The 23,966-nt window shown below is 55.9% G+C and carries 19 protein-coding genes and 2 pseudogenes; 7 read left to right on the top strand and 14 right to left on the bottom strand.

Annotated features, from left to right (window positions below; all coding sequences use genetic code 11):
- Nucleotides 1-28 precede the first annotated feature (28 nt).
- Complete coding sequence (locus E8F06_RS15150) at nt 29-580, bottom strand: hypothetical protein (RefSeq protein WP_280368643.1); 552 nt, start codon at nt 578-580, stop codon at nt 29-31.
- 10 nt (nt 581-590) lie between these two features.
- Entirely contained in the window at nt 591-926 is a 336-nt protein-coding gene (locus tag E8F06_RS15145; RefSeq protein ID WP_280368641.1) for a hypothetical protein, read from the bottom strand.
- 121 nt (nt 927-1,047) lie between these two features.
- Between E8F06_RS15145 and E8F06_RS15140 the strand changes: the two genes are divergently transcribed.
- Nucleotides 1,048-1,293: a helix-turn-helix transcriptional regulator gene (locus tag E8F06_RS15140; protein WP_280368638.1), complete on the top strand. Its 246-nt coding sequence runs from the start codon at nt 1,048-1,050 to the stop codon at nt 1,291-1,293.
- 144 nt (nt 1,294-1,437) lie between these two features.
- On the opposite strand, the gene E8F06_RS15135 is transcribed toward E8F06_RS15140, so the two are convergent.
- The 5 genes from E8F06_RS15135 to E8F06_RS15115 all read right to left on the bottom strand — a co-directional run bounded on the left by E8F06_RS15135 (nt 1,438) and on the right by E8F06_RS15115 (nt 5,139).
- Complete coding sequence (locus tag E8F06_RS15135; RefSeq protein ID WP_280368636.1) at nt 1,438-1,626, bottom strand: hypothetical protein; 189 nt, start codon at nt 1,624-1,626, stop codon at nt 1,438-1,440.
- A complete protein-coding gene (locus tag E8F06_RS15130) occupies nt 1,623-2,591 on the bottom strand; it encodes a hydrolase or metal-binding protein (protein WP_280368634.1) in 969 nt (322 codons plus the stop codon). The genes E8F06_RS15135 and E8F06_RS15130 overlap by 4 nt, the downstream gene beginning before the upstream one ends.
- An 84-nt stretch (nt 2,592-2,675) precedes the next feature.
- Complete coding sequence (locus E8F06_RS15125; protein ID WP_280368631.1) at nt 2,676-3,677, bottom strand: lambda-exonuclease family protein; 1,002 nt, start codon at nt 3,675-3,677, stop codon at nt 2,676-2,678.
- A 73-nt stretch (nt 3,678-3,750) separates the two neighbouring features.
- The gene (locus E8F06_RS15120; RefSeq protein ID WP_280368628.1) at nt 3,751-4,719 is read right to left on the bottom strand and encodes a DUF932 domain-containing protein; all 969 of its coding nucleotides are present in this window, start codon (nt 4,717-4,719) and stop codon (nt 3,751-3,753) included.
- Between the two features lie 90 nt (nt 4,720-4,809).
- On the bottom strand, nt 4,810-5,139 hold the full coding sequence (locus E8F06_RS15115; protein ID WP_280368626.1) for a hypothetical protein: 330 nt from the start codon (nt 5,137-5,139) through the stop codon (nt 4,810-4,812).
- Nucleotides 5,140-5,333: 194 nt separating this feature from the next.
- Between E8F06_RS15115 and E8F06_RS15110 the strand changes: the two genes are divergently transcribed.
- From E8F06_RS15110 to E8F06_RS15100, 3 genes are all read left to right on the top strand, one after another.
- Nucleotides 5,334-10,457: a RecQ family ATP-dependent DNA helicase gene (locus E8F06_RS15110; RefSeq protein WP_280368623.1), complete on the top strand. Its 5,124-nt coding sequence runs from the start codon at nt 5,334-5,336 to the stop codon at nt 10,455-10,457.
- Between the two features lie 183 nt (nt 10,458-10,640).
- Nucleotides 10,641-11,231, top strand: coding sequence for a DUF4145 domain-containing protein (locus E8F06_RS15105; protein WP_280368622.1), 591 nt, complete (start codon nt 10,641-10,643; stop codon nt 11,229-11,231).
- A 634-nt stretch (nt 11,232-11,865) separates the two neighbouring features.
- Entirely contained in the window at nt 11,866-14,007 is a 2,142-nt protein-coding gene (locus E8F06_RS15100) for a hypothetical protein (protein ID WP_280368620.1), read from the top strand.
- A gap of 464 nt (nt 14,008-14,471) precedes the next feature.
- Here the strand turns inward: E8F06_RS15100 and E8F06_RS15095 are convergent, their stop codons facing one another.
- The 5 genes and pseudogenes from E8F06_RS15095 to E8F06_RS15075 form a co-directional block, all read right to left on the bottom strand.
- Nucleotides 14,472-14,963 (bottom strand): hypothetical protein, encoded by a 492-nt coding sequence (locus E8F06_RS15095; protein WP_280368618.1) that lies wholly within the window; start codon nt 14,961-14,963, stop codon nt 14,472-14,474.
- Nucleotides 14,960-16,144 carry a hypothetical protein gene (locus E8F06_RS15090; RefSeq protein ID WP_280368616.1) on the bottom strand — a complete coding sequence of 395 codons (1,185 nt, stop codon included), beginning with the start codon at nt 16,142-16,144 and terminating at the stop codon, nt 14,960-14,962. Before E8F06_RS15090 ends, E8F06_RS15095 begins: the two co-directional genes overlap by 4 nt.
- Nucleotides 16,145-16,703: 559 nt before the next feature.
- Nucleotides 16,704-18,116, bottom strand: a complete 1,413-nt coding sequence (locus tag E8F06_RS15085; RefSeq protein WP_280368614.1) for a site-specific integrase — start codon at nt 18,114-18,116, stop codon at nt 16,704-16,706.
- Between the two features lie 432 nt (nt 18,117-18,548).
- Nucleotides 18,549-19,748: an MFS transporter gene (locus E8F06_RS15080; RefSeq protein ID WP_280368611.1), complete on the bottom strand. Its 1,200-nt coding sequence runs from the start codon at nt 19,746-19,748 to the stop codon at nt 18,549-18,551.
- 180 nt (nt 19,749-19,928) lie between these two features.
- Nucleotides 19,929-20,126, bottom strand: a pseudogene (locus E8F06_RS15075) (5-aminolevulinate synthase); the annotation flags it as partial.
- A 156-nt stretch (nt 20,127-20,282) separates the two neighbouring features.
- Between E8F06_RS15075 and E8F06_RS15070 the strand changes: the two are divergent.
- A complete protein-coding gene (locus E8F06_RS15070) occupies nt 20,283-21,137 on the top strand; it encodes a helix-turn-helix transcriptional regulator (protein ID WP_280368605.1) in 855 nt (284 codons plus the stop codon).
- Between the two features lie 303 nt (nt 21,138-21,440).
- On the top strand, nt 21,441-21,689 hold the full coding sequence (locus tag E8F06_RS15065) for a hypothetical protein (RefSeq protein ID WP_280368603.1): 249 nt from the start codon (nt 21,441-21,443) through the stop codon (nt 21,687-21,689).
- A gap of 238 nt (nt 21,690-21,927) precedes the next feature.
- On the opposite strand, the pseudogene E8F06_RS15060 reads toward E8F06_RS15065, so the two are convergent.
- Nucleotides 21,928-22,047: pseudogene (locus tag E8F06_RS15060) on the bottom strand (DNA cytosine methyltransferase); the annotation flags it as partial.
- A 102-nt stretch (nt 22,048-22,149) separates the two neighbouring features.
- Here E8F06_RS15060 and E8F06_RS15055 point away from each other — a divergent pair.
- Nucleotides 22,150-22,815, top strand: coding sequence for a hypothetical protein (locus tag E8F06_RS15055; protein ID WP_280368600.1), 666 nt, complete (start codon nt 22,150-22,152; stop codon nt 22,813-22,815).
- Here the strand turns inward: E8F06_RS15055 and E8F06_RS15050 are convergent.
- Nucleotides 22,754-23,904, bottom strand: a protein-coding gene (locus tag E8F06_RS15050; protein WP_280363247.1) for an IS3 family transposase whose coding sequence is annotated in 2 segments (ribosomal slippage) — nt 22,754-23,661 and nt 23,661-23,904 — 1,152 coding nt in all. Because the reading frame shifts where the segments join, the coding sequence is not laid out codon by codon here. The genes E8F06_RS15055 and E8F06_RS15050 overlap by 62 nt on opposite strands.
- Nucleotides 23,905-23,966: the final 62 nt, after the last annotated feature.

Raw genomic sequence — 23,966 nt, 5'->3', positions numbered from 1 at the left:
GAAGGGTTTTTGTTTAGTGGGTTGAGGACTATTCGCTAGTAGGAAGTCCACACGCCTTTTCCCACTCGATGATCTGGTCATGAATGATCATGGCCTCGTCACCATTTTCCTGTCGGAAATCGGCCATCTTCTTTTCATAGCAGGCCTCGCCAGTTAGGCCATTGGAGGCAACCTCGGCGGCGCCACCGTTGTAGAGCGGACCAGTCCCCATTGGATAGGCGACTGTGCTGCCGTCGCTGGCCGGGCTCAAATACCAGCCGCGTGGGATGATGTAGAAGCCCGCTGGAGCGTGGCCCACGAACTCCCCATTGAACTGGGCGCCTCGCACACTGCAGATATTGTCCTTGCACATGGCTCCGAGGTATTTGCGGACAGTCGCGACACGCTTTACACCCTGGTCGTCGGTGTAAGTGGCCTGCTCCATCTGATCGGTGAGGAGACTACCGCCGGTAGTTGGAGTTTCTGGTGTGCAGTTATGCCGCGCGTTGCCATAAAGCTGGCAGGGTAGGTAGGTGGTTTCGGCGAGCGCATGTGTAGTGAGCATCATGGCCGCTGCACCCAATGCATATCGGATTTTCATTCAATCATTCCTATTTCTTGTATTTGATAACGATCCGGTTATCGATCGGGTACTTGGCGATTTCATAGTCCGGGTTGAAGGTGGCTAGGTTATGGGCAGCAATGCCGGCGGCCGATGCGAGACCGATCACCCCCGTGATACCGCCAAAGAAGCTACCGCCTGCAGCCGCAATGCGACCGAAGGTGTAAATGCGGCATTTGAGCCCCTGGGCCTCGATCCGGTTTTCGACGGTGGTCACTGCGCTACTGAGTCGTCCGCTGAGCCCGACGACTTCGAAAGATTCCTTGTTGCGGATGAGCGTCGCCAGAACCTCGGTGTTCAGGTCTTCGTATTGGATCTTCTTCATTGTGCTTCCTTTCAGGAACGGGGGGTGTTCGGGGGGGCTCACGATTGAAAAGGTGAGTTAGCATGCGAATGGGTCGTAAATACCGTGGTCGTTTTGGCAGCATATCGAAACGATTGGCGGCATGCCAAGAGTCTCTGCCAGCCAAGATCAAGACCAAATCCTGGTTCGCCTGGGAGCTGCAGTGCGTGCTCGTCGCGCGCAGTTGGGGTTCTCGCAAGAGGCCTTGGCAGATGCTGCCGAGATTGATCGATCTCACATGGGCAAGATCGAGCGGGGGGAGCGCAATGTGACCTTCCTGAACATCGCGCGAATTGCTAAAGCACTCCAATGCAAGCCGTCGGATTTGCTATTGGAGGCAGGGCTGTAGCATTTCCTAGAGAGTTTCTTTGAAGTAGTTTTTCCTCCGGCAAGCGTTCGGCATAGAACTGCATTTACTCGACCATCCAATTACCTGTGGTTGAGCAACCCTCGAAGCGGAACAGGCGACCGCGGGTCGCCTGCTGATGCAGTATTAGTCGCGGGTGTTGATCCGGATGCCGCAGTGCTCCATCAGCCAACCGAACAATGCGAGGGCCAAGAGGCACACGAACAGCACCGGCCAGAACCTCAGTAGGAGCACCAGCAGCGCAATGACGACTGTGCAACTGGCGAGCACCCCGACGAAGGCGAACAGCAGTCCCAAGAAGCGCAAGAGGCTCACGACGCCTCCTCCGGAGTAGTGGTTGTTATCGCGGAAGCAACTGAATGTGCTGTTTCGGTGAGGTGGTTTGGCTGACCGTGTTGCTTTGCCTGGTGCTCCAGCTTTTCGGACAGGGTGAGATGGTGAGGCCGAACTGCAGCACTTGGCTGAGTGGGATGATCGCCTGCCGCCGGAAAGAACTCTTCGATCACGGCGCCGCCATCCTCCTCGCTGTCCTCGAATGCGCCGTTGCCAAGCCCGCACCGTGCTGCGTTGTCTAGCGCTGTCTGATCGAAGCCTGCTGATTGGCGGGTGTCGTCCAGCTGTTTCGCCGCGAGCAGGGCCTCCTCCACGCTCATCTCGCGACGCAGGGTTAGGTCGACATAGAAGATCGGCGTGCCATGGCTTTGCCGGGTGGATTTTCCGCGCAACCGCAGCTCCAGCGGCAGACAGGCCAGACGGTTGCCCGAGATGGCCTGGAAGTACTGCAGACGGGCGGCCAGGGTGCGGATGCTGTTGAAACCAGTTGTTCGGAACACGAAGCTGCCGAGCGGATCCTCGTCGCCGATCGCGACGTTCAGCCGACCGTAGGGTTTGCAGGCACCGCCCTTGGTCAGCGAGCAGGCATCCGGCGAAGGGCAGGGCAGCGACTGCATGCCGTCCTGGGTGACCCGTTTGCAGGTCTCGCCATTGCCCACACAAACGGGTCGTCCGGACTGCCGGTCGAACAGGGTGTAGTCGGCGCGGAAATTCAGCTCCGGTTCGTTGAACAGCAGCCGTACCGGAATGCTGCGCAGCTTTTCTTCCTTGCCTTGGCGCAGTTCGTCGTTGAGCGGGTGCAGCAGCCAGCCGTCCCGGCCTTGCACCTGGGAGGTGAGGGTGAACTGGTCATCCTTTTCCGGCAGACGCTTGCCGTTCTTCTCGATGACCTTGCCGATGGAAATCCGCCCGAGCACCGGCGGGGTAATAGCCAGACCTTTCAGCATGATGGTTCTCCTGGAAATAAAAAGAGGCCATCCGGGCGACAGTGGTTGCCCGGATGGCCAAGGGGGAAATGATGGAAGAGGGGATCAGTTGATCAGGAAGCGCCGGCTGCCTTCCTTGAGTTTGGCGTAGCGCACTTGCAGGTGGGGCTTGTCTTTTAGGAGGCGCTCCACGTCGAGAACGCTGCTGTCTTTGGCTTTCTTCCAACTGATAGAACCGCTGGCGAATTCCGCCCGTGTGGCTTCGCCCATCGCTTGCTGCAGCAACTGCTTGAGCTGCGCCTCGCGCTTCTCCTTCTCGCCAATCGCCTGGCGCACGGCCTTGAGCTCCAGGTAGGCTGCCGCCAGCCCGGCATGGCTACTGAAGTCGACGGACTGGCCGTTGTCCTCGGGATAGAGGCAGCGCAACGCCGCCTCCGCCGACGCGGAACCATCGGCGGGCGGCGGGGTGTCGGTTTCCACGTAGGCCCAGAACTTGCGCTCCAACTCGATCAGGCGGGCAATCATCTGCTCGTCCCGCGCGATATGGTGGATCTCTAACGTCTGGCCACCGAGCAGCACCGCCACATCCGCAGCCTGCTTACCAGTCACGGCGAGTTGATGCATCACCTGCAATTGCACGTACTCGGGCACACCGTTCTGCCAGAGGCGGGCACCGTTGATACCGGCGGTCTTGCATTCGAGGATCTGGACGTCGTCGGCGCCAGTCACCTCACGGTCGATGTTTGCCAGCATCCAGGGTAGGTCGGGATTCGGATGCTGCAGCACGGCGTTGATGCGTCGCACTTTGTAGCCCGTGCGCTTGCTGTAGTGCCAGGCCACGATGGGCTCCAGCACGTTGCCCCAGTAGGCGGGGCTGTCTTCATCCTTCGGATTGATCTTTGGAAAGTTGGTGTCACGGCCGGTTTTCTCCAGCCACAGCTCTAGCGGTGACTTGTAGGGATTGAGGCCTACTGCCGCCGCGGCATCCGAACTGCCGATGCCCTGTTTGCGAATCTGCAGCCAGTCCTCGCGCGGTAGTGCCTTGGTGCTGATCAGACGCAGGGCAGGACGGGCTTTGTTGCTGCCATTCAATGACGTTGCTTTCATGCTGTTCACCTTGCGGACATAAAAGCGCTCGGTCAGCGCGAGGCTGACAGAGCGTGGCGATTGACGAGAAGGGTTAAGCGGCGAGACGCAGGGCTGCATCCAGGGCGCGTTGCTTGATCTGCGCCCCCTGGCCGAACCAGGCCGAGTCCATGCGGTACTCGGTGCTACGCGCACGACGTTCGTGATCGACGTACTCGGTTACAGCATTGAGCAGGCCCCAGGCAGTGCCGCGTGCCGAGTCCAGCTGACTACCTCGGCCACGGCCTTCGTACAGTTCCTGAACCTTGCGCAGCGCGCGCTCGTTGGGCAATTGCTCCGGCAGTTGATTGCTCGGACTGATCTCGCATAGCACGTTCATGAAGAAGCCCAGCGCCTCATGCCACTGCACCTTGCGTTCGGCCAAGCCGCGCATGCGGTACATGAAGTCGTCCCATTGCGAGACGGCGATACCGAGTTGCCTCTTCACCGCCTTGGGATCGAAGCGGGTGTTGTGCGGCACTTTGATTGCGCGGCTGGTGCCGTCCAAAGCGATGGTCAGGGTGTTGTTGCAGACCACGCGCACCGTGGTCGGGGTGGCTGTGGTGGCCAGGGTGCCGTCGCAGGAGGTGGCCAGCAGCAGGTAGCCATTAACCTGGTCGTTGCCTTTCAGCGTCGCGTCCTGCCCGGTGCGCGCCAGTGCCCAGAACTTGCGTCCGCCCTTGAGTACGCCAGCGGTCTCCAACTCGTAGCCGGAGATCTCGGTCAGATCGCGGTAGAACTCCAGCACCTCACGCGGCTGCACGGTGTGGTAGCGCTTGGAGACCACCGACAGTGGCGCTTTGGTGTCGGAACGGAAGAGCACCTTCTGTTCCGGGAAGGAGTGGATAGCGCCTAGATGACCGACGGAATCGGATTTGAAATGGACGGGGCTTTCGAGAATCGCCCAGTCCATCCCGGCTTCGCGTTGCCAGACTTCGATGGGCTGTTTCTGAGTGAGCTGATTACCCAGGCCGTGCCAGGGCGTTTGACCAACATAGGCCATTTGTTCGATGAGATGAGCCATGATTGCGATTCCTTTGGGTACAGGTCGGCATAAGTGCTACGCGGCGCGCAGCACTGGCCTGAGGGAGAAGCGGGGTGAGTTAGGTGAAGGTTAGACGGGTAGGTTGAAGCGATGCCCGCAGTCGATGCAGAGGTTGTTGGCAAGTACGTGGCGGTCCAACCGCTCGCCTAATTGGGCACCAATGGCACAACCACTGATGCCGCCAGCAAGGCCTCCCATGACTGCACCAGAGAGTGCGCCAAGGGTGAGACCCACAGGTCCCGCAACAGCACCGACAATCGAGCCAATCCGGCTGCCCGCCAAGGCGCCGCTGATGCCGCTGGCAGCACCACCGACCGTGCCGACAGCGGCGCCAACCTTCATAGCGGGGCGGAGCGAGGCGATTCGTTTGGAGTAACAGCAAGGACACTGCAATGACATGGTTTGAGCTCCATGGTGGGTGGGTTCATTGCAGTGATATAGGGCTGAAAGTTTTTTGAATCAGAACCTGTTCCACCTGAGGATGTAGGCGGAAATTCAGCCCAACTAGTGCTTAAAGATGGACTTCATCGCCTTGCCGATTGATTATTTGCCATCAAAATGATTTCAAGTCTTGATGCAAGGATTGCCCAGGGATGTCGTCTGCTACTCAGCCCAAGGGACTGATATTCGATCTTGAGGTGGTGCCGCCAAAAGATGGCGAGCTGGCTCGCGTCAAAATGTTGGGTGCGCTTCGACCTGATCTAAAGCAAGAGCTCGAGCTAACCGTATCCAGGGACCTGCCATCCGCTTTGCAGCAGTTGGATGCTCTGTCCGAGGGCGCGAGCTTTGTCCTTGGGCACAATGTCATCGAGCATGATTTGCCAATATTGCGTGGACATGCGCCGCAGCTGGCTCTGCATGCGTTGCCGGTGATCGACACGTTGCGCCTCTCGCCCCTGGCGTTTCCACAGAACCCGTATCACCGGCTGGTCAAGGATTACAAGCTCATCCGTGACAGCCTAAATTCGCCCCTGGCTGATTGCCGTTCCACTCTGGTGTTGTTCCAGGACCAGCGCCAAGCGTTTACCTATTTGAGTGAGATCAATCAGGACGAGCTTCTGTGCTATCAGTCGCTCCTGGCACCTAGCCTGAAGAGTGATTTGGGGTCTTTCTTTGCGTCACTGAGTGGGCAGTCCCCATTGCCGATATCGGCGCTGAAGGATCTGATTCCTCAGTTGCTGTGTGAGTCAGATCCTTCATTGCAACGCGATCTGAAGGTCTGCCGGGCTCGTTTGGAGCACCTCATCAACGAGGATTTGCAACGCAATGAGCTGCACTGGCCGTTGGCCTATGTCTTGGCCTGGCTGCGTGTTTCGGGTGGTAACTCGGTACTGGCACCCTGGGTGCGTTATCAATTCCCGGAGGTCAGTCGGCTAATAACGGAGCTTCGTGATACGCCTTGTGATCGGAGCGATTGCCAGTACTGCCGGACGACCCATGATCCACAGCATGAGCTGAGGCGATACTTCGGTTTTCCTGACTTTCGTTACGAGGAGCCTGGCAAGAGTCTGCAGCACGACATCGTCCTAGCGGGTATGCGTGGCCAACATGTATTGGCGATTCTGGCGACTGGAGGCGGAAAGTCGCTGTGCTACCAATTGCCGGCACTCAACCGCTTTCACCGCAATGGCAGTCTCACCATCATCGTTTCGCCTCTGCAGTCGCTGATGAAGGATCAGGTCGACGGATTGCTGGAGCGCAATGTCCAGTGTGCGGCTACGCTCAATGGCTTGCTGACCATGCCAGAGCGGGCGGATGTGCTGGAGAAAGTCCAGATGGGCGATGTCGGCATCCTGCTGGTTTCGCCCGAGCAGTTCCGCAATAAGGCTTTTCGGCGGGCTATCCGACAGCGTCAGATTGGCGCTTGGATTTTCGACGAAGCACATTGCCTGTCGAAGTGGGGTAGTGATTTCCGGCCGGATTATCTATACGTATCCCGCTTTATCCGCGAGCACACGGGGGAAGGGCCCCTGGCTCCTATTGGTTGTTTCACGGCTACGGCCAAGCCAGATGTGCTGGCCGATATTCAGAGCCACTTCAAGAGCAGCCTAGGTATCGAATTCCAGGTTTTCCCAGGTAGTCATGAACGAACCAATCTGAGTTTCGAGGTGCTGCCCTGCGCTAAGGCAGAAAAGTGGCTCCGCACAAATCAGTTGCTGAGTGACCACCTGGGGGCTCAGGAGGGCGGAGCGGTTGTCTTCGTTTCCAGCCGCAAGGGAGCAGAGGAGCTGGCCGATTTCCTGATCGGCCAGGGATGGCCTTGCAAGCACTTCCATGCGGGCCTTGAGCCGAATGCCAAAACGGACATCCAGGACGACTTCAAGGCTGGGCGGCTGCGGATCATCGTTGCTACCAACGCTTTCGGCATGGGGGTGGACAAGGCTGATATCCGGCTTGTGGTACATGCTGATATTCCCGGTTCATTGGAGAACTATCTGCAGGAGGCGGGAAGAGCGGGGCGCGATCAGAGTGATGCGTGCTGCGTGCTGCTTTACGACCCCCAGGACATCGAAACGCAATTCGGCATGAGCGAACGCTCGAAGCTCAGTATCCGGGACATTCAGCAGATACTGCGCAAGCTGCGAACTGAAAGCGGGCGGCGCAAAGAAGGCAAGCTGGTGATTACTGCCGGCGAGATCCTGCTGGATGACCAAGTGGAAACCAGCTTTTCAGCAGATGATCGGGATGCCGAAACCAAGGTCGTTACCGCCGTGGCCTGGCTGGAGCGTGGTGATTACCTCAAGCGCGAGGAGAACCATACCCAGATATTCCCGGCACGTTTGAATGTCGGTGAGGATGAGGCTGAAAAGAAGCTGCTGGCGGCGAAGCTGCCGGCTCGCCGACTGGAGGAGTTTCGGGCCATCCTGCGTTACCTGTTCGAGGCAGATGTCGATGAGCGTGTGAACACCGACCGGCTGATGGCCTTGACCAGCCTAACCTCGGAAGAGGTTGCCGGCATTCTGAAACAGATGGAAGAGATGGGCCTGTTGGTCAACGACTCGCAGCTCACGCTCTACTTGCGTCATGGCATAGCGGGGGCCTCCAGCCAACGGCTGCAGAGCACCTTGCAGTTGGAAGAGGCCCTATTCCATTGCTTGCGGGAACAGGCGCCAGATGCTGAGCAGGGTGGCTGGCAAGACCTGAATCTGCCGCCGCTTACCGCCGCGCTCAAGGAGGCTACTGGGCAGGAGGAACTGCTTCCACTGCATGTGCTGCGGTTGTTGCGCAGCCTCGCTCAGGACCGCGACGCTGATAGCCAACAGCGCAGCAGCTTCGAATTGCGACAGCTCAATCGCGACTACCTCAAACTGCGAATCAAGGGTGACTACACCTGGAGCCAGATTGAGGGGCTTGGTGAAAGGCGGCGGGTATTGGCCGCCAAGCTTCTGGACTTCCTGGTCGGTAAGCTGCCTGCTGGGTTGCGAGGCAAGGATCTACTGGTTGAAACCACTTTTGGTCAATTGGTCGGGGTGATAGAGGGGGACCTCGAATTGTCCTCCAGGATCCCTCCCACACAGCGCCACAGAGCCATCGAACACGTGCTGCTCTATTTGCACAAACAGGACATCCTAACCCTCAATCACGGGATGACGGTGATGCGCCGGGCCATGACCATTGAGGTCGATCCGGATAAGCGCAACAACTTTCTGAAAGAGGATTACCTTCGGCTCGACGAGCACTACCGCGAAAAGCGTATTCAGGTCCACGTGATGCGCGAGTATGCGGAAGTGGCGCTGAAGGAAATGGCGGAAGCATTGCGCCTGATACTGCATTACTTCAATGACCCCAAGTCGGCCTTCATCAAGCGGTATTTCTCTGGTCGGGAAGATGTCCTCAAGCTGGCGACCAGTGAGGAGTCGTGGAAGTCGATCATCGAAACGTTGAGCGCCACTCAGAAGCTGATTGTCGCCGATGATGATGACCTCAACCGCTTGGTCCTGGCGGGGCCTGGCTCCGGCAAAACCCGAGTGATCGTGCATCGTATTGCCTATTTGCTGCGGGTGCGTCGGGTGCCGGCGTCCAGCATCGTGGTACTCACCTTTAACCGACATGCAGCCAACGAAATTCGTAAGCGCCTGTTGGCTTTGGTGGGAGCTGATGCCTATGGGGTCAGCGTTATGACCTACCACAGCATGGCCATGCGTTTGACTGGGACCCGCTTCGAGCGCGGTGACGTAGTCGATGAGAAATCCCTGAAGCGGGGGCTGGAAGATGCCGTCGGGTTGCTGGAGGGAAAACGGCAAGTGGAAGGTGAGGACGACCTACGCGAGCAGTTGTTGCGGGGCTATCGCTACATCCTGGTCGACGAGTATCAGGATATCGACGACTTGCAGTATCGGCTGGTGAGTGCCCTGGCTGGGCGGCATGCGGCAGAGGATGGTCGTCTGTGCATCCTGGCGGTGGGCGACGATGATCAGAACATCTACGCGTGGCGCGATACTAATAACCGCTACATCGAGCGATTCCGGGAAGAGTACGACGCGGCAACCAGTTTCCTCGTCGATAACTACCGTTCCTCCCGGTACATCATCGAGACCGCAAACCAGGTCATTGACCAGAACCCGGCACGGTTGAAAACAGCCCATCCGATCCGAATCGACCGGATACGTCAGGAGCTCCCTTCGGGAGGAATTTGGGAATCGTTGGATTCCGAGCGGCAAGGGCGAGTGCTGTGCATCAGTGTCGAGGCGATCGATCGAGAACACGGCAACTTGCAAGCTCAGGCGGCGATGGGGGAGCTGAGCCGTTTGCTGGGACTGGATCGGGGTGACTGGAATGGCTGTGCTGTTCTGGCGCGTACGCACCGTTATCTATGGCCGGTTCAGGCCTGGTGTGAGCAGAACGGCATTCCTTACTTCCTGGCGGCTGACAAGGAGAGTGCGTTACCCATCACCCGGCAGCGTAGTTTTGTAGCCGCAATTGATTACTTGCGGCCCATTGAGGATCAGCTCTGTGCTGCGGACGCTTGGCAGCGACTGTCCTCCGCAAATGTCCTGCTGGGCGTTGAGTGGCAGGAGTTTTTCCGGACCGCTTTTGAGCAACTGCAAGGTGAGTTGGGTGAGTGTCAGCTAAGCAGCGGCGCACTGGTTGACTGGCTCTATGACTATGCACGTGAATTGCGCCAGCAACCCAGGGAAGGCCTCTATCTTGGCACTGTACATTCGGCCAAGGGGCTGGAATTCCGCCACGTCGTTTTGCTGGATGGCGGGTGGAGCGCTCAGGCCGACAGCCTGTCTGATGAACGACGTCTGTATTACGTAGGCATGACACGGGCAGAGCAGACCCTGACGTTGTGCGAGTTCGCCGATGGCAATCCCTTCAGTTGCTGCTTGGCGAGAGATGTACCGCGGCGTGAGTTCTTGGGTAGGCATCTTCTCGATCTGGAGGTGCGCTTTCAGCAGCTCACTCTGAAAGACATCGACATTGGGTTTGCTGGCCGTCAGTTACCAAATGCTCGGATACACGAAATCATAAGGAGCCTTCGAGAGGGCGATCCGCTGACTCTGAAAGAAGAGGCCGGTCGCTATCAACTGCTTGATCGCCAGGGGAACCTGGTGGGACGAACCGCCAAGTCGTTCCGGCCACAGATTGCCTTTGATCGATGTGAGGTGGCGGCTGTCATGGTGCGGTTTGCTGAGGACGGTGAGGAGCAATACAGGGATCTGAATAAATGTGAGCGCTGGGAGGTGGTTGTGCCGAGGGGAAGAGGGTATTAGCAGGATAAAACCCAAAGCTGACTTTCCGGCGAGGGCTCCCATCGGCCGGAGGAGAACTTGTGGACTGTGGGGCTCAATGATAGCGTCCCAGTCGCCGCAAAGCGGCATTGGGAAAACGAAGGGAGGCACCGCGTCTACTTCTCACGCCGCCGCAAAATAATGGTTAAATTACAAGGGGAACGCATGATCTATATTTGTGCCAATTGTGAAGAGCACACCAATTTCACTCCAATACAAGTTCATCTTCTTCCAGACGAAGCCCCTCCAGAGGAGTTTACATTCGCTAAGTGTGAGACCTGCAATAACCCGGCTGTATTTGTAAGAGAAGACGTTGGCGACGGATTTGAGAGCGACGCATACTACCGCTTATACCCTGCGCATGATAGACATATAGGATTTTTGCTTCCTAAAGTAGTCCGTGCGTCGTACGAAGAGGCTGTTAGGTGCGAAAGCTCAAAGGCATGGATCGCCTGCGTAGTTATGGTCGGAAGAGCGCTTGAAGCCGTCACTAAAGACTATGATCCTAAACAGAAAACCATGTTTGCTGGGCTTCAAGCGATGTACCAGAATGGTGCCATTAGTCAAGAAATACATGACTGGGCTAATGAGCTTCGCGTAATTCGAAACTATGGCGCTCATGCCTCCGAGGAGCACATAGGTCGTCAAGATGCAAGCGAGGCTTTAGATTTTCTGCAAGCGATACTTGAGACGCTGTACTACATGCGGCCAAAGTTTCAGCAAATGAAAGCCCGACGTGCAAAGCCTGCTACCTAAATTACTTGCTCTGGCCGATGCCGCTCTGCGCGGCGTGAGTCAGTGCTGATATCCGCTTGTGGTTCTAAGCTGCTGATTACGACTGGCTGGAGAAGCGGATAGCGCTCAAGCACATGTTGTGCGTCCCTCAGGTCTCCCAGTGGTCATCAAGTCCACCATCATAGAATTGATCGCACCGAGTATGCGGTCGCTGGACTCATCGTTGAGGATGATCCGGACATTTGGCTGGTGGAGCAAAGCACTATGATGACTCCGTGTGGATGGGGTTGCGGATGGGCAAGAAAGGCGCACCGAAGAACGTGACGAGGATGACATCATTGCTGCCGTTGCGTCCCTCACCCCTCCGGCCAGCAAGCAGGCTTAGCAATGGAGTAGAAGTTTGAATCAGATGCGACGGAACTGGTACTCCTCGCGCTGCTGTACTAAACCTGTTTCTACAAGACGCTGCAACAACGTCGATTAATCTTGATGTAAGGTTGGCAGGATCACTGCCGATTGAGTGATGAGCAGTTCTAGCTGCTAGATTCAGTCAAGAACTGGCATACTGCCACGAAGTGGATGTACCTGTTCGCCAATATATAAATTTTCATTTTCTATCAGATCTAGCCTTCAGACAATTAACATCGAGAAAATCATGACGCTTGACATTCGGGGAAGCCTAAAGAACACAAAGCTCAGCACCAATCCGTATGTCGTATTTGAAGAGCTTCTTTCTAACGCAATAGACTCTTATCTAATTCGGAAAGCTAGTGATCCGCATGCTCCCGACATGCAGGTAGACATTGAGGTGATTTTCGTACCTGCCGGTCTTGATGAAAACCAGGAAGATATGATCATTTCCTGCCGAGATAACGGCTGTGGACTGGGCGACGAACAGCTTAAGGCCTTCCTAACGAAAGACACATCCTACAAAGATGATCTCTCAATCTCGGGAATTGGCCAGTGTAAAGGTGCTGGCAGAATTCAATTTTTTCACCATTTCTCGGAGCTCCTGCTTGAAAGCACCTATCAAGATGGGGAGTCGCTCACTGAGCGAAAACTTCACTATCTGGAACCTCAGAAGCAAATTGAGGCCGAAGACTTCAGCTCTGCCTCTGGCAGCAGAGTTAAGGTCGGGACAAGTATCACGCTGAAGAGGCTCAGGCCATTCGTGCACGCTAAGATAATGCGTGGCGATGAGCTAAGCTCGCTGTTCTCCGCCTCTGACTTGAAGAAAAATGTTTTAGTGACATTCATACAGCGACTGATCGGCCTCGACAGTCGCTTGGGTGATTTTGAAATCAAGTTCAGTAGCCAGCACTGGAAAAAGGATACTCAGAATACCAGTCTGAGGCGCTCCGACCTGCCCAGCGTCACGACTGTGGAAGCAGTAACAGCTAATGAGTACAACCCCGCGAGCGGAGAAAGCGTGGCTGACCCGCAGAGCTTCAAGATTTCTCATTATAAGCTCGATGCCAAGCAATATGACCTCCCGAAGAACTCCATTGCGCTGTGCGCTAAATCCTCCCCAGTCAAAGATATTACATCGAGATATCTACGCACTAAGACTGAGCAAAACAACCCGGTAGGCGAGTATCACCACATTGTCTTAATCGAAAGCGATTACCTTGATCTTCGAGTAAATGAGCAGCGAGATGATTTTGAGTATATTGCCGCAGAATTCGTCCCCGGCGACATGTTTTCGCAGGACGGCATCTCGTACGCAGCCATCTTCGAGGCAATAGATCCGGTGATTGAGAAAATGGTCACTCCTGCAGACTGGAAAAAGGAGACCGTTCTCAAAGTGGTTTCAAATCAATTTGGAATTAGCGAGGAAATGCTGAGAGATACGTCGACACGAATCGTCTATGGAGATTCTCCTCTGGCAGTTGCTGAGCGCGTTCTAAAAAAATACCAAGAGCGAGTCATTTCTGAAACGGCGCAGATTGTGAGTCTTAAAGACGAGATTACCAGTGCTGAGCCTGATTCGGAAGACTTTAGGGAGAAAATCAACGAGTTATCTTGGAAGTACACCGCCTCGCTCAAAAACATCGATATGGCAAATTTGTCTCAGCTCATTGTCCGACGTGCAGCAATAGTCCAGATACTGGACTTAGCATGTGGAAAAGGTTTGGCAATGCAGAATGTCGGTAGTGATGCGCGGCGCAAGGACGAAAGGATTATTCACAGCATATTCTTCCCCATGCGGAAAGACAGCGCAGAGGTCACCGACCATGACATCTGGCTTTTGAGTGAGGAGTATCACTACTACGACTACATCGCATCAGATATGCCACTCTCAAAACTAACTTGGGACGATGGTAATAAAATATTCTCGGAGGATATTGATCAAGGAGTTCAGGAGATACTCGAGAAGCGTGCCGATGAAAATAGCGGGAAGCGTCCTGACATTGCCATCTTTAGTAAGGAAGGCTCGGTAATCATCGTGGAGTTCAAGGCTCCTGGCGTTCAGATGGACGAACACATAGGTGACCTGCAGGAGTACGCCTACTTGCTGAACGCAAAATCAGCCGGGAAGCTAAAGAGGTTTTATGGATACCTAATAGGCGACAGTGTCAATCCGCTCCGGCTAGGCGGCAGTTGGACTAAGTTTCCGATGGGTAACGGATGGTTCCAATCGAGTGGGCTGATCGACCCCGAAAGTGGGATGAAGCTAGGCGAAACCTACTACGAAATCTTGCATTTCAACGACGTCATTGATCGAGCCAAAAAGAGAATTGGCGTTTACCAAGGAAAACTTAACCTCAAGTTAGATTTTCAAGAGGAAGATTTCTAATCGGCTCGCGACTAGGTTGGGGAAAAAGTGAGTCGGACCATTTGGCCAGCTCACTCACGCGATTATGTAAAAGGGGCTAAATAAATGGGACTGCATCACGCTCAGAAAGAGGAAGCTACTTCCGCGAGGGAAACTCTCAAAAGCAGCGTGTCGGCGAACTGACTACCAAACGGACGGATGGGAAATGTCGAAGTAAGAACACAATTGCTCCTGGAGTGCTCCTAATCCACTGAAGTACTAAAAGCATTGATACTCGCCCAGCTCGTCAGGGCGTTCGAGCTACTAGCTGCTCAAAAGTAGAGGTCGAAGCTCAATCGACTGAACAGTTTGTGTGACGAAACACTTGTGATGAAAGTCGTCCTCTTTCCCCGCCAGGTGGCGAGTGCGTCAGGCCTGAAGTTGAGGCCTGTGCAGCTCCGGTGGTCTTTCTGGCTCGACAAGATGGATTAGTCAGCCCTCTCCCGTCAGGTGTCCCAGTCCTTCGCCCGCTTTCCTCTCTGTTTCTCCAGCACATCCATAAAGCTCAAATTAATACGGATGGTGCTGATCAGTGCACAGATCTGAAGGCCGCTGACAAATAGGAGGCCGAACTGGCAAATGCCCGCGATCCACGTTTGGGCGTTGAAACCAAAATTGCTGACAAAGGAGGCCAGGATCAACAGCATAATAGCGACTGCCATCGTTGATGCTGACTGTACAATAACGCTAATGATCTCTTTGAGCCTTGTGGTGTCCTCACCGCCTGCTGAAAAATCGACATTGATTAGATTCTCGCCCTTCAGCGTCTTCAGCACGTTGGGATAGAGAAATGCTACCCAAATACTCATGATCGTAAAAATTGCGCCGGCAATAGCAACAAGCAAGCTGAGTATGTTGGATACCGAGCTAGACTCTATTTCAACTCTAAAAAAGAGCATCAAGAGCGGAGCTATCAGGCAGGCAATAAGTGCTTTCATGAAGTTTTCCCAGCGCCCAATACGCTAGGCTCGTTTGCATCTTCGACAACGCTAGCGAGAGGCAAGAACGTATCCCGGGCTTCTGACACCACTTTGTAGAGCTGATCACAACTATATGCATCGATTGCAGGCGGAAGCACGATGCGCTCCACTATCCGATGCTGCTTGATTGATGTGCCATTCTCGTTTTCATCGATGAATATGATATCTGCCCAGCCGTTTTCGCTAAAACCAGATGAGTAGCTGAGCAGCTCCTTCATCTGCTCAATGGAAGGTGTCGCTTCCAGCTTTATTTCTACTTTTCGGATGTTGTCATCTGCTTCTTTCGCTTTCGGGAAGAATTTAGTCATAAAGGTCTGGAAGTAATTAAATATTTCAATATTGGCTGCGTCTAGTCCTCCCCTTTCGGAAATTGATGCTTTCACTTCTGCATCCTTCGCTGCGTCACTGACGATGACCTCATTTCGCAGGAGCATGTATTTAGTCGTTTCGCAGATTCGCTCTAGGTGCTCTTCGCTCGTTTTGAAGATCTTTATGTTGGTCGAAAATCTGTAAATAAGATTATAGGTTTCTGGGTTTGCAGGAGTGCTGAAGTTGATCCTTGTTTCTGAATCGCCTGGCTGACGAGAATTATAACCGGTAAATTTAAGTCGATATCTAACGCAGTAGTTAACCCACTTCTGCATTAGCTCGGAATCACATTTAGAGTCATCAAATTTTACAGAGACCACCATGTTTTTATCCGGAATAATCCAGTAATAGCATGGGTGTCCCCAGACATAGTTTTCGCCGGTGCTCGATGCGCCGTTCGTGATGTAGTTACCGGTCGGCCTTCCATCTGTACCAAGCTCCAAACCACGGAACCCCCGAGTATCGGTTGGGTCGTGTTTCCACAGTACGACCATGAAGTCGCCGTTGGGAAATTCTTTTATTTCCCGACAGTAGCACATGACTGGGTCGTTGTCGGCCTCGCCTTTGCTGGGCCACGGAGCCGTCTCTTTGAAGCCTCGGCCTTTTACCCACTTCACAAGCGCACGAAAGACCTCAGTGGTTCCAAGTCCATGATTTTTAGAGATAATTTCATCTCCGGAGGATTTTCGCTGTACTCGATAAAGACCACTGCGCTCAATTTCAAAGAAATTTAGATGGCCATAGTTGTGTTCGCGTTTAAACTTTGACATCAAGAACCCACTTCCTTGTATTTCTATGGTGGAGATACGGTTGAACTTCGCAGTAGTTCACTCAGCCCGTCGTGCGAAGCGTGTCTGGGATGCGTATTCGACCGTCGATTCGGCTCATTATAAGCATTGATGTCTACGGCCCGAAAGGTAACTGCTAATTTGAGCATGTTTCGCGTAAATCTAATGCAAAAAGGTCGACACGTGGAAGGCTCAGGGCCGCTCAAAAAGATCTTTGGATCGGAGCAGTCTCATGGAAAGCTGATGCGGGTTGCCAGATCAGCTAGGCACAACCAACGAGGTATGGTGGGGAACCCATTTTGGCTATGCCGGCAGGTGATAGGCTCAGCGTCCGCTGTGGATCGATTCTGTTGAAGAAGGCGGCGTCATCTAGGCTCGTTCGCACAAAGGCGAAAAACGCTCGATTGAGGCATTGCTACGCGAAATCCGGAGCAGTTCAGCGTTGTAATTGGTTCAAATTTCAACGTCATTCACCCTCTATTGCGGACAGAAATTGCAAAGGGAATTTTTCAACAGAGTCGGTCGATAGCGACAGTTGGTTTTAGACGAGTAGCTTCTCCTCCCCGAAATCATGGGCAGCCTGATCATGTTTACGTGAGGGTAATTGCGTGGGCTCCAGGCAGGTAAGTCGCTGTAGATATGTGCCCAGTGCGTCCCACGCGGCCTTCATTTCACTTACGTAGCTATGCCGTTGGTAGATCCGTTTAACCTTGTTCTCTTCAGTATGGTTCAGGCACCTCTCTGCCACTTCAGGAAGCACCCCTAGCGCGGTCATAAAGGTCGCCCCCGTGCGTCGGAGGTCATGTGGTGTCCATCTGCCCCCAGGAAGGAGAAGGGCTTGGGTTTTTGCGCTGCGGTTACTCATTACACCTTTGCCTGGTTCCCGTTGACGGTCGCCGAGCTGCTTGGTCACAGTCTTGGAGCAAACGGGGCCTGACTCGTCAGTATTTGGATAACACCAGGTAGATTTCCCGTTAATCTGCTTGATGCGCTCGAACTGTTGGGCGGCGAATGGAGAAAGGGCCACCGTGTGAGGTTTTCCATTCTTGCTGTTTTCCGCCGGAATCAGCCATGCGCCTTGCTTGAGGTCAACATGCTCCCAGCGAGCGCCAAGCAGCTCGCCTATGCGACAGCATGTGGAGAGTGCGATCCAGATCGCTGCGTCTGTCGAGGGCAGCAGACCTGCCTCAGGAGATTTAGCTGCCAGCAGGCGAATTTCTTCCTCGCTGAGGACTCGATCGCGCTCAACATCCTTGCCGCCGATTTTTGCCTTGCGGATGCTGGCTGTTGGGTCGTGCTCAATCAGATCGCGGTCGACGGCAAAGCGAAACATTTGACGCATTAAGCTGAAGATCAGCTTGGCCATGCGATTGACGCCGCGAGCGAGGAGGGCGTCAGTCACCTCGGTGATATGACCCTTCTTGACGTCGGCGACCGCCATGTTTCCAAGGCGTGGCAGGACATCCTTTTCAAACATACGCCGTACCTCAGCGCCCTTATCCTTTCGGTTTACGAGATCCACTTTCGCCCAGTGGTCAAAGAGCTCTCTGACGCTTTTGCGAGCAGCCTGGCGAGCGTGCTCAGCCTCAAGAGCCGCTTTCTCCGCAGCCAGCTTTGCAAGCCCTGCATCGCGTACGGCGACTCTTGCTGCTTCCTCAGCCTCAAGGTGCTCACGGATATTCCTGATGCCCGATTTGTGCAAGCTAGCAAGCTCCATGGCTCGCTGGCGTGCATCTGAGAGCGTCATGCTTCCGTCCACTCCGCTACCGTAAGTGCCGATAGGCATTGCGTAGCGCTTGCCGGCTTCTGTCGTGTATTGAAAGTAGAAGAGCCTGTCGCCGGCGGGGGTGATTCGGGCGAGAAGGGTGCCGTGCCCCCATATGGCCACTTCGCTCAGCCATTTGTGGGTTTCGCCCGGCTTGGATTTGAGGGCTTTGTCAGTGATCTTGGCCATCCGGGCACCTGGTAGCTATTTGGTAGTGAATTGGTAGTGAATTGAGCGTGGCTTTGGATGGATGGTAGTAGATGCTGACGGATGCTGGAAAGCCTTGAATCCAGTATTTATGGTGGTTACAAGGCGGTTTATGGATTTTGAGGGATGTCGGTGGATTTGGCTTTACCTTTATGGGGTGCAAGGGGTCGAGTGTTCGAATCACTCCGTCCCGACCATATTCAGAGAAAGGCCGGTTCAGAAATGAACCGGCCTTTTTCGTTTCTGCATTTGCCCCACCGAAGAAAATGCCCCGCCAGCCCCTCCACTTTGAATGGTTTAACCGTACGGAGAGCCTCTCGATTGGCACTGGCGAGAGGTGGCGATTGTTTGATGCGTAGACCGGTGTACGCACGCGCGAGGTGTAGCTCCGCCGCCCTTCCTCACTTGAGTACATCAGTTGTGGGGCTCGGCCTGCGCGTCGCAGGTCCAGTTCGGTTGGCGCCGCAGGTTGACGATCTGCAGCAGAGCGCCCAGGACGGCCACGCCGCCCGCGCAGGCGGCCAGGGTCCAGGTGGGCATCTGCAACAGCAGCACGAAGCCGCCCGCTGCTGCACCGATGGCGCTGCCTAGGTAGAGCGCTGATTCGTTCAGTGCAATGGCTAGGTTGCCGTCGCCCTGGGTCTGGCGCGCCAAGATGAGTTCATTGTTCTGCGGTACCTGCAGGGCCCAGCCAACGGCTCCCCAGACAGCGATGGACAGCATCACCAGCCAGGTTCCGAGCGCGGCCGACAGTGGCAGCACGAACAGCGATACGGCAAGGATCAGCATGATGGTGAAGGTCAGGACCGGTCCTTTGATGCGATCCACCAGGGGACCGACCAGGAAGCTACCCAGCACGCCGCCGATTCCCCAAACCCAGAGGTATGGTGTGACCGTGCGCACCGCGCCATAGGCCGGGTCAGCCAGCAGCGGGGCGATGAAGGTGTACATGCCGAGGCTGGCGATGGCTGCCAGCAGGGACACCAGCAGGATGACCAGTACATGACTGTCGCCGAGAATCGCCAGCTTCTGGCCCAGGGTACTGGCGGTGGCGGCTGGCAGTGCCGGGAGCTTCAGCAGCAGACCGAAGAAAGCCACCAGGCCGAGCACGGTGACCAGCCACAGGGCGGTCTGCCAGCCCATCTGCTCGGCTACCAGCAGGCTGAGCGGCACGCCCAGCACCACGCCGCTGGCCATGCCGCCCATGATGATGGCGATGGCCTTGCCACGGCGTTCCGGCGTGGACACCGCGGCCGAGGCGCCGATGCCCATGGCCAGGTAGACGCCGGCACCGATGCCAGCGACGGCACGCCAGACCATCAGCGTGGTGAAGTTCTCGGCCAGCGCGCTGGCGGCGTTGGCGATGACGAACAGGCCGAGGGCCAGCAGCAGGCCGGTGCGTTGGCGATGCGCCGGGGTCAGGGCCACGAAGATAGGCGAGCCCAGGCCGTATGCAAGGGTGAAGGCGGTCACCAGTTGGGCAGCCACCGCCACGGACACCGCGAACGAGGCTTCGATCATCGGGATCAGGCCGGCGGTGACGTAGGAGGCCATCCCGAGGGCAAATGCCCCTAGCGCTATGAGGTAGATGGGGGATTGGTTAGGTGTGTGCATGCTCAGACTCGTTTGCGCTCCATTGGAGGCAGGTTGGTGGAAGAACTGAGGGATGCGGCCCCGAGACGGGGCCACATCTGGTTGGGGACTAGAGTTCGAGGCTGACGTCGTACTCGCTCAGCTGAGACCGACCACCAGATCCGTGCCCATGCGCTCATTCAGGGGCGAGACGCCACCGAGCATCTGCTCCCGGACTACCGGGTGCTGGGACATCCCGAGGTAGTCGTTGCTGCACCAGACGATGACGGGTTCGTGGTCGCGGCCTTCCAGTTTGGCCAGTGGGTATTGGCCGCAGATGCGGCTGAGGGTGGTGAAGGTGCGGTACTGATTGGAGGACTTCAATGTCTCCAGTTGTTGGCGAAGAAGTGCTTGGTACATCCCTTTATCTCCTTAGCAAGCTGATGACAGGTTTCTGTGTGCTTCTTCATCAAGCAAGTGCTCTGGCGTGCGAGTTTGCGGCCAGGCCGGGGTATTCTTCTCGGGATTTATAGGGGTTACAATTTGACTGTTTATGCTGTTACTGGAGGTAATCGGATGAGCGCGCCCCGAACACTTGAACGCACCCGGGTAGAGTTGGCCGAATTCCTGCGTAGCCGCCGCGAGCGCATCTCGCCGGAGGAGGTGGGGCTACCTGCCGGTTGCCGAAGACGCACGCCAGGGCTGCGTCGAGAGGAGGTGGCTGCTTTGGCGGGGGTGGGTTTGTCCTGGTACACCTGGCTCGAACAAGGGCGGGACATCAGCGTGTCCTCCAACTTCCTCGACAATCTCTCCCGTGCCCTCAAGCTGGATGCCACCGAGCGTCGTCATCTGTTCCTGCTGGCTCACCAGCGTTTGCCGGCGGAGCCTGGGCGGACCTGGTGCGTGGTGCCGCCGCTGATCCATCGGCTGATGGCGGATATCCCGACGCGCCCGGCCTATGTGCTTAACCTGCGCTGGGACGTGCTGGCTTGGAACACCGCGGCGGACCGGGTCTTCGGTTTCTCCGCGATACCGGCTGACCGCCGCAACCTGCTCTGGATGCTATTCACCAGCCCGGGCATGCAAGCGCTGTTCAACCCCTGGCGGGAGCAGGCGCTGCAGATCCTCTCCAGTTTCCGTCGGGACTTCGTACGGGCAACCCAGGATCCGGAAATCGCCGCACTGGTAAAGGACCTCGCTAAGGTTTCGCCCGATTTCAGGGACTGGTGGCAACAGCAGGATATTCATGGCCCGTGCCAGGGCATTCGCAACTTGCGCATCGATTCGATTGGCCAGATCGTGTTCGAGCACACCACGCTGACCATCGACGAGGATCGCCACCTGCGCCTGGTCTACTACGCGGCCAAAGAGGGCAGACCGGAAAGCAGAGCCTTCGAGCAGTGGCTGCAGCAGGAGTCGACCCTGGTGTAGGGGCGACCGCTCGCCAATCGCCGGCCGGCGCCGGCGTCCCAGTCGCCAGGACATGCTGCTGCCCCGACCACTGCGGAGAGTTCGAATCACTCCGTCCCGACCATATTCAGAGAAAGGCCGGTTCAGAAATGAACCGGCCTTTTTCGTATGCGTAATTTGGCCACGAACGGGCTTAGACGCAAAGCTGAGCAATGCGGGTTAACTGCGTGTTCATCATTCATTGGTGAAGTCAGCGCTTCCAGTCTTTCTGCGGGCAATGGGCGAGCGCTTGATGGGACGTCGAAAATGCTCGAAAGCGGAGACATGCCTCTTACCACGGATGTATCCCCGATCTTCATCGGCTGGGATGTCGGTGGCTGGAACTGCGACAAGAACCCGGCCAGTCGCGACGCCCTGGTGGTGATTGATTCCCAGCGTCAGATCCAGGGAAAGCCCTGGCGCGGCAATCTGCGCAAATGCATCAACCAGTCAGGCAATACATCAGAGTTCATTGCCAAGCTTCTTGAGCTGTGTGAGCTGGACCAGGTGTACGCCGACGAGCAGGAAGATTGACAGCTTCGGATGTAGCCGCCCCAGGCATATGTAATGCGGCAATGCCACGACTGCGCATAGGCCGCCCCGTCGATGATCTCCGTTCCGGTGATCACCAGGGCGGTTGCGGCCATGCCGTGAACCTGCACGTCGTAGAGCGTCGGGAACCTGGGCCCCTCCTTTGGAGGCAGGTGGATGTCGGCGATCAGGGAAGGCCTGCCCATTGGTGAGCGTTCATCCATGCGGATGTACACGTCTGGCTGTGCCAGTGCACCGCATCCGGCCAGTGGTTGGCGGCCCAGATGACATCGGCGCCGGCTTGCCGCGCAGCCCAGGAGAAGCCGCCGAACCCGGCGAACTGATCGATTGCGGTAGTCATGATTGCTCCAGATAGCCCTAGCCAGAGCGCCGGCGTAGTGGCAATTAGAATTCTTCTGATGTATACGGACTCGCTTGATTTGAACTGGCCTGGAAGGTGGCGATGCAAGGAGTTCGAGATTGGTTAACTGGGCAGAGGGAGTATTTGTCCAGCAAGGGCGTCGAATGGTGGGCGGGGCTAGCAACTGTTATTTGGGTAGAGATAATTGTGTTGCTTGTGGGTGTCCGATATGAAGAGTTTTTACAGTTAAAGCTTAATGAGCTAGGCGATTTTTTTGCGGGGGCTTTTGGGCCTGTTGCATTTGCTTGGTTGGTTATAGGTTATTTGCAGCAGGGGAAAGAGCTAAAAATCAGCTCGGCGGCGCTTGGGCTTCAAGCAAACGAACTAAAAGAACTGGTTAGGGGGCAGGGTCAGTTAGTTGAAGCTAGCGAAATCCCTTTTGAGCCTTCGTTTAGTTTGACCTTTATTACGTTTGCGGAGACTATTGGCGGTCCCAAAGCTTTCTATAAGCTTGAAAATAGCGCTGCTCGGGCTCTAGAGGTAATTGTCTATTTTATTCTTGATGATGTAAGAGGTATGGGTATTTCCTTTGGGGAGATAGCGGGTGGTACGTCCCGAGAAGTCTCCTTTGATGATCCTAGGGCTTCAACTTTAGGAGGGTTTGTGCAGGTCGTTTATAGGCGTGCATTGAATCGCCCCGGCTTTCCTAGACACTCTCCAAGCTCTGGAAATAGCGCTTTTCAAACTCCACTGGCGATAGCTGCATAGCGCTGCTGTGCCGGCGTTTGGGGTTATAAAACATCTCGATGTAATCGAACACATCACTCCGAGCTTCTTCGCGGGTGCCGTAGGTCTTCCGTCGGATGCGTTCCCGTTTCAGCAACTGAAAAAAGCTTTCCGCTACCGCGTTGTCGTGGCAGTTGCCGCGTCGGCTCATGCTGCTGATCAGGTTGTTGGCCTTGAGGAAACTCTGCCAATCCGAGCTGCTGAACTGGCTGCCCTGGTCGGAGTGGATCATCACTTCCTGCTTGGGCTTGCGCCGCCAGACCGCCATCAACAGGGCATCGATGGCCAGGTCGCTGCACATCCGTGGCTTCATCGACCAGCCGATCACCTGGCGTGAAAACAGATCCAGCACCACCGCCAAATACAACCAACCCTCATAGGTGCGGATGTAGGTGATGTCGGTGACCCAGACCTTGTTCGGTTCACTGACGTTGAACTGCCGCTCCAGGCGATTGGGCGAAGCTACCGTTGGCCGGCCGCCGTAATAGCCGGGGCGCCGACGATAGCCGGTCTGCGAGCGCAGCCCTTCTCCCCGCATCAGGCGAGCCACGCGGTGCCGGCCACAGGACTCTCCCAGCTCACGCAGGTCGTCGTGAATCTTGCGATAGCCGTAGACCCCACCGCTTTCCAGCCAGGCATGTTTGATCAACCCGAGCAGGCGCTGATCTTCCTTGGCGCGTACGGATTTCGGCTCGGCCAGCCAGGCGTAGTAACCGCTGGGATGCACTTTCAGGGTCTGGCAGAGACGCCGTACCGGGTACTCCACCGACAGCTTGCTGATGAAGGCGTACTTCAGCCGGACTCCTTGGCAAAGTACGCGGCGGCCTTTTTTAGGATGTCTCGCTCTTCGGTCACTCGCTTGAGTTCGGCGCGTAGACGACGCAGTTCGGCCTGCTGATCATCTTCTTGCTGCCGCTGCGCCTGGGGCTTGCCGTAGCGCTTGATCCAGGCATACAGGCTGTGCACCGACATGCCTAACCGCGCTGCCACCTCGGCTACGGGGAGGCCGCGCTCGGTCACTTGCTTGACCGCTTCGATTTTGAATTCTTCGGGGTAACGCTGGTTGCTCATGGCACCTCCTAACGGGCCTCATTATGAGGCTTGGAGGTGTCTACGAAACTAGGGGCGATTCA

It is taken from the genome of Pseudomonas sp. BN411 (assembly GCF_029871235.1).
Taxonomy (GTDB): Bacteria; Pseudomonadota; Gammaproteobacteria; order Pseudomonadales; family Pseudomonadaceae; genus Metapseudomonas.
Note: the sequence above shows the minus strand (reverse complement) of the source record. Positions and strands in the feature narration are given on the sequence as shown.

Coding starts and splice junctions, on each gene's coding strand:
- E8F06_RS15130 (WP_280368634.1), bottom strand. CDS start 2,591: ATGCTGAAAGGTCTGGCTATTACCCCGCCGGTGCTCGGGCGGATTTCC.
- E8F06_RS15110 (WP_280368623.1), top strand. CDS start 5,334: ATGTCGTCTGCTACTCAGCCCAAGGGACTGATATTCGATCTTGAGGTG.
- E8F06_RS15090 (WP_280368616.1), bottom strand. CDS start 16,144: ATGTCAAAGTTTAAACGCGAACACAACTATGGCCATCTAAATTTCTTT.
- E8F06_RS15105 (WP_280368622.1), top strand. CDS start 10,641: ATGATCTATATTTGTGCCAATTGTGAAGAGCACACCAATTTCACTCCA.
- E8F06_RS15140 (WP_280368638.1), top strand. CDS start 1,048: ATGCCAAGAGTCTCTGCCAGCCAAGATCAAGACCAAATCCTGGTTCGC.
- E8F06_RS15120 (WP_280368628.1), bottom strand. CDS start 4,719: ATGGCTCATCTCATCGAACAAATGGCCTATGTTGGTCAAACGCCCTGG.
- E8F06_RS15095 (WP_280368618.1), bottom strand. CDS start 14,963: ATGAAAGCACTTATTGCCTGCCTGATAGCTCCGCTCTTGATGCTCTTT.
- E8F06_RS15125 (WP_280368631.1), bottom strand. CDS start 3,677: ATGAAAGCAACGTCATTGAATGGCAGCAACAAAGCCCGTCCTGCCCTG.
- E8F06_RS15085 (WP_280368614.1), bottom strand. CDS start 18,116: ATGGCCAAGATCACTGACAAAGCCCTCAAATCCAAGCCGGGCGAAACC.
- E8F06_RS15070 (WP_280368605.1), top strand. CDS start 20,283: ATGAGCGCGCCCCGAACACTTGAACGCACCCGGGTAGAGTTGGCCGAA.
- E8F06_RS15055 (WP_280368600.1), top strand. CDS start 22,150: ATGCAAGGAGTTCGAGATTGGTTAACTGGGCAGAGGGAGTATTTGTCC.
- E8F06_RS15065 (WP_280368603.1), top strand. CDS start 21,441: ATGCCTCTTACCACGGATGTATCCCCGATCTTCATCGGCTGGGATGTC.
- E8F06_RS15115 (WP_280368626.1), bottom strand. CDS start 5,139: ATGTCATTGCAGTGTCCTTGCTGTTACTCCAAACGAATCGCCTCGCTC.
- E8F06_RS15080 (WP_280368611.1), bottom strand. CDS start 19,748: ATGCACACACCTAACCAATCCCCCATCTACCTCATAGCGCTAGGGGCA.
- E8F06_RS15150 (WP_280368643.1), bottom strand. CDS start 580: ATGAAAATCCGATATGCATTGGGTGCAGCGGCCATGATGCTCACTACA.
- E8F06_RS15100 (WP_280368620.1), top strand. CDS start 11,866: ATGACGCTTGACATTCGGGGAAGCCTAAAGAACACAAAGCTCAGCACC.
- E8F06_RS15145 (WP_280368641.1), bottom strand. CDS start 926: ATGAAGAAGATCCAATACGAAGACCTGAACACCGAGGTTCTGGCGACG.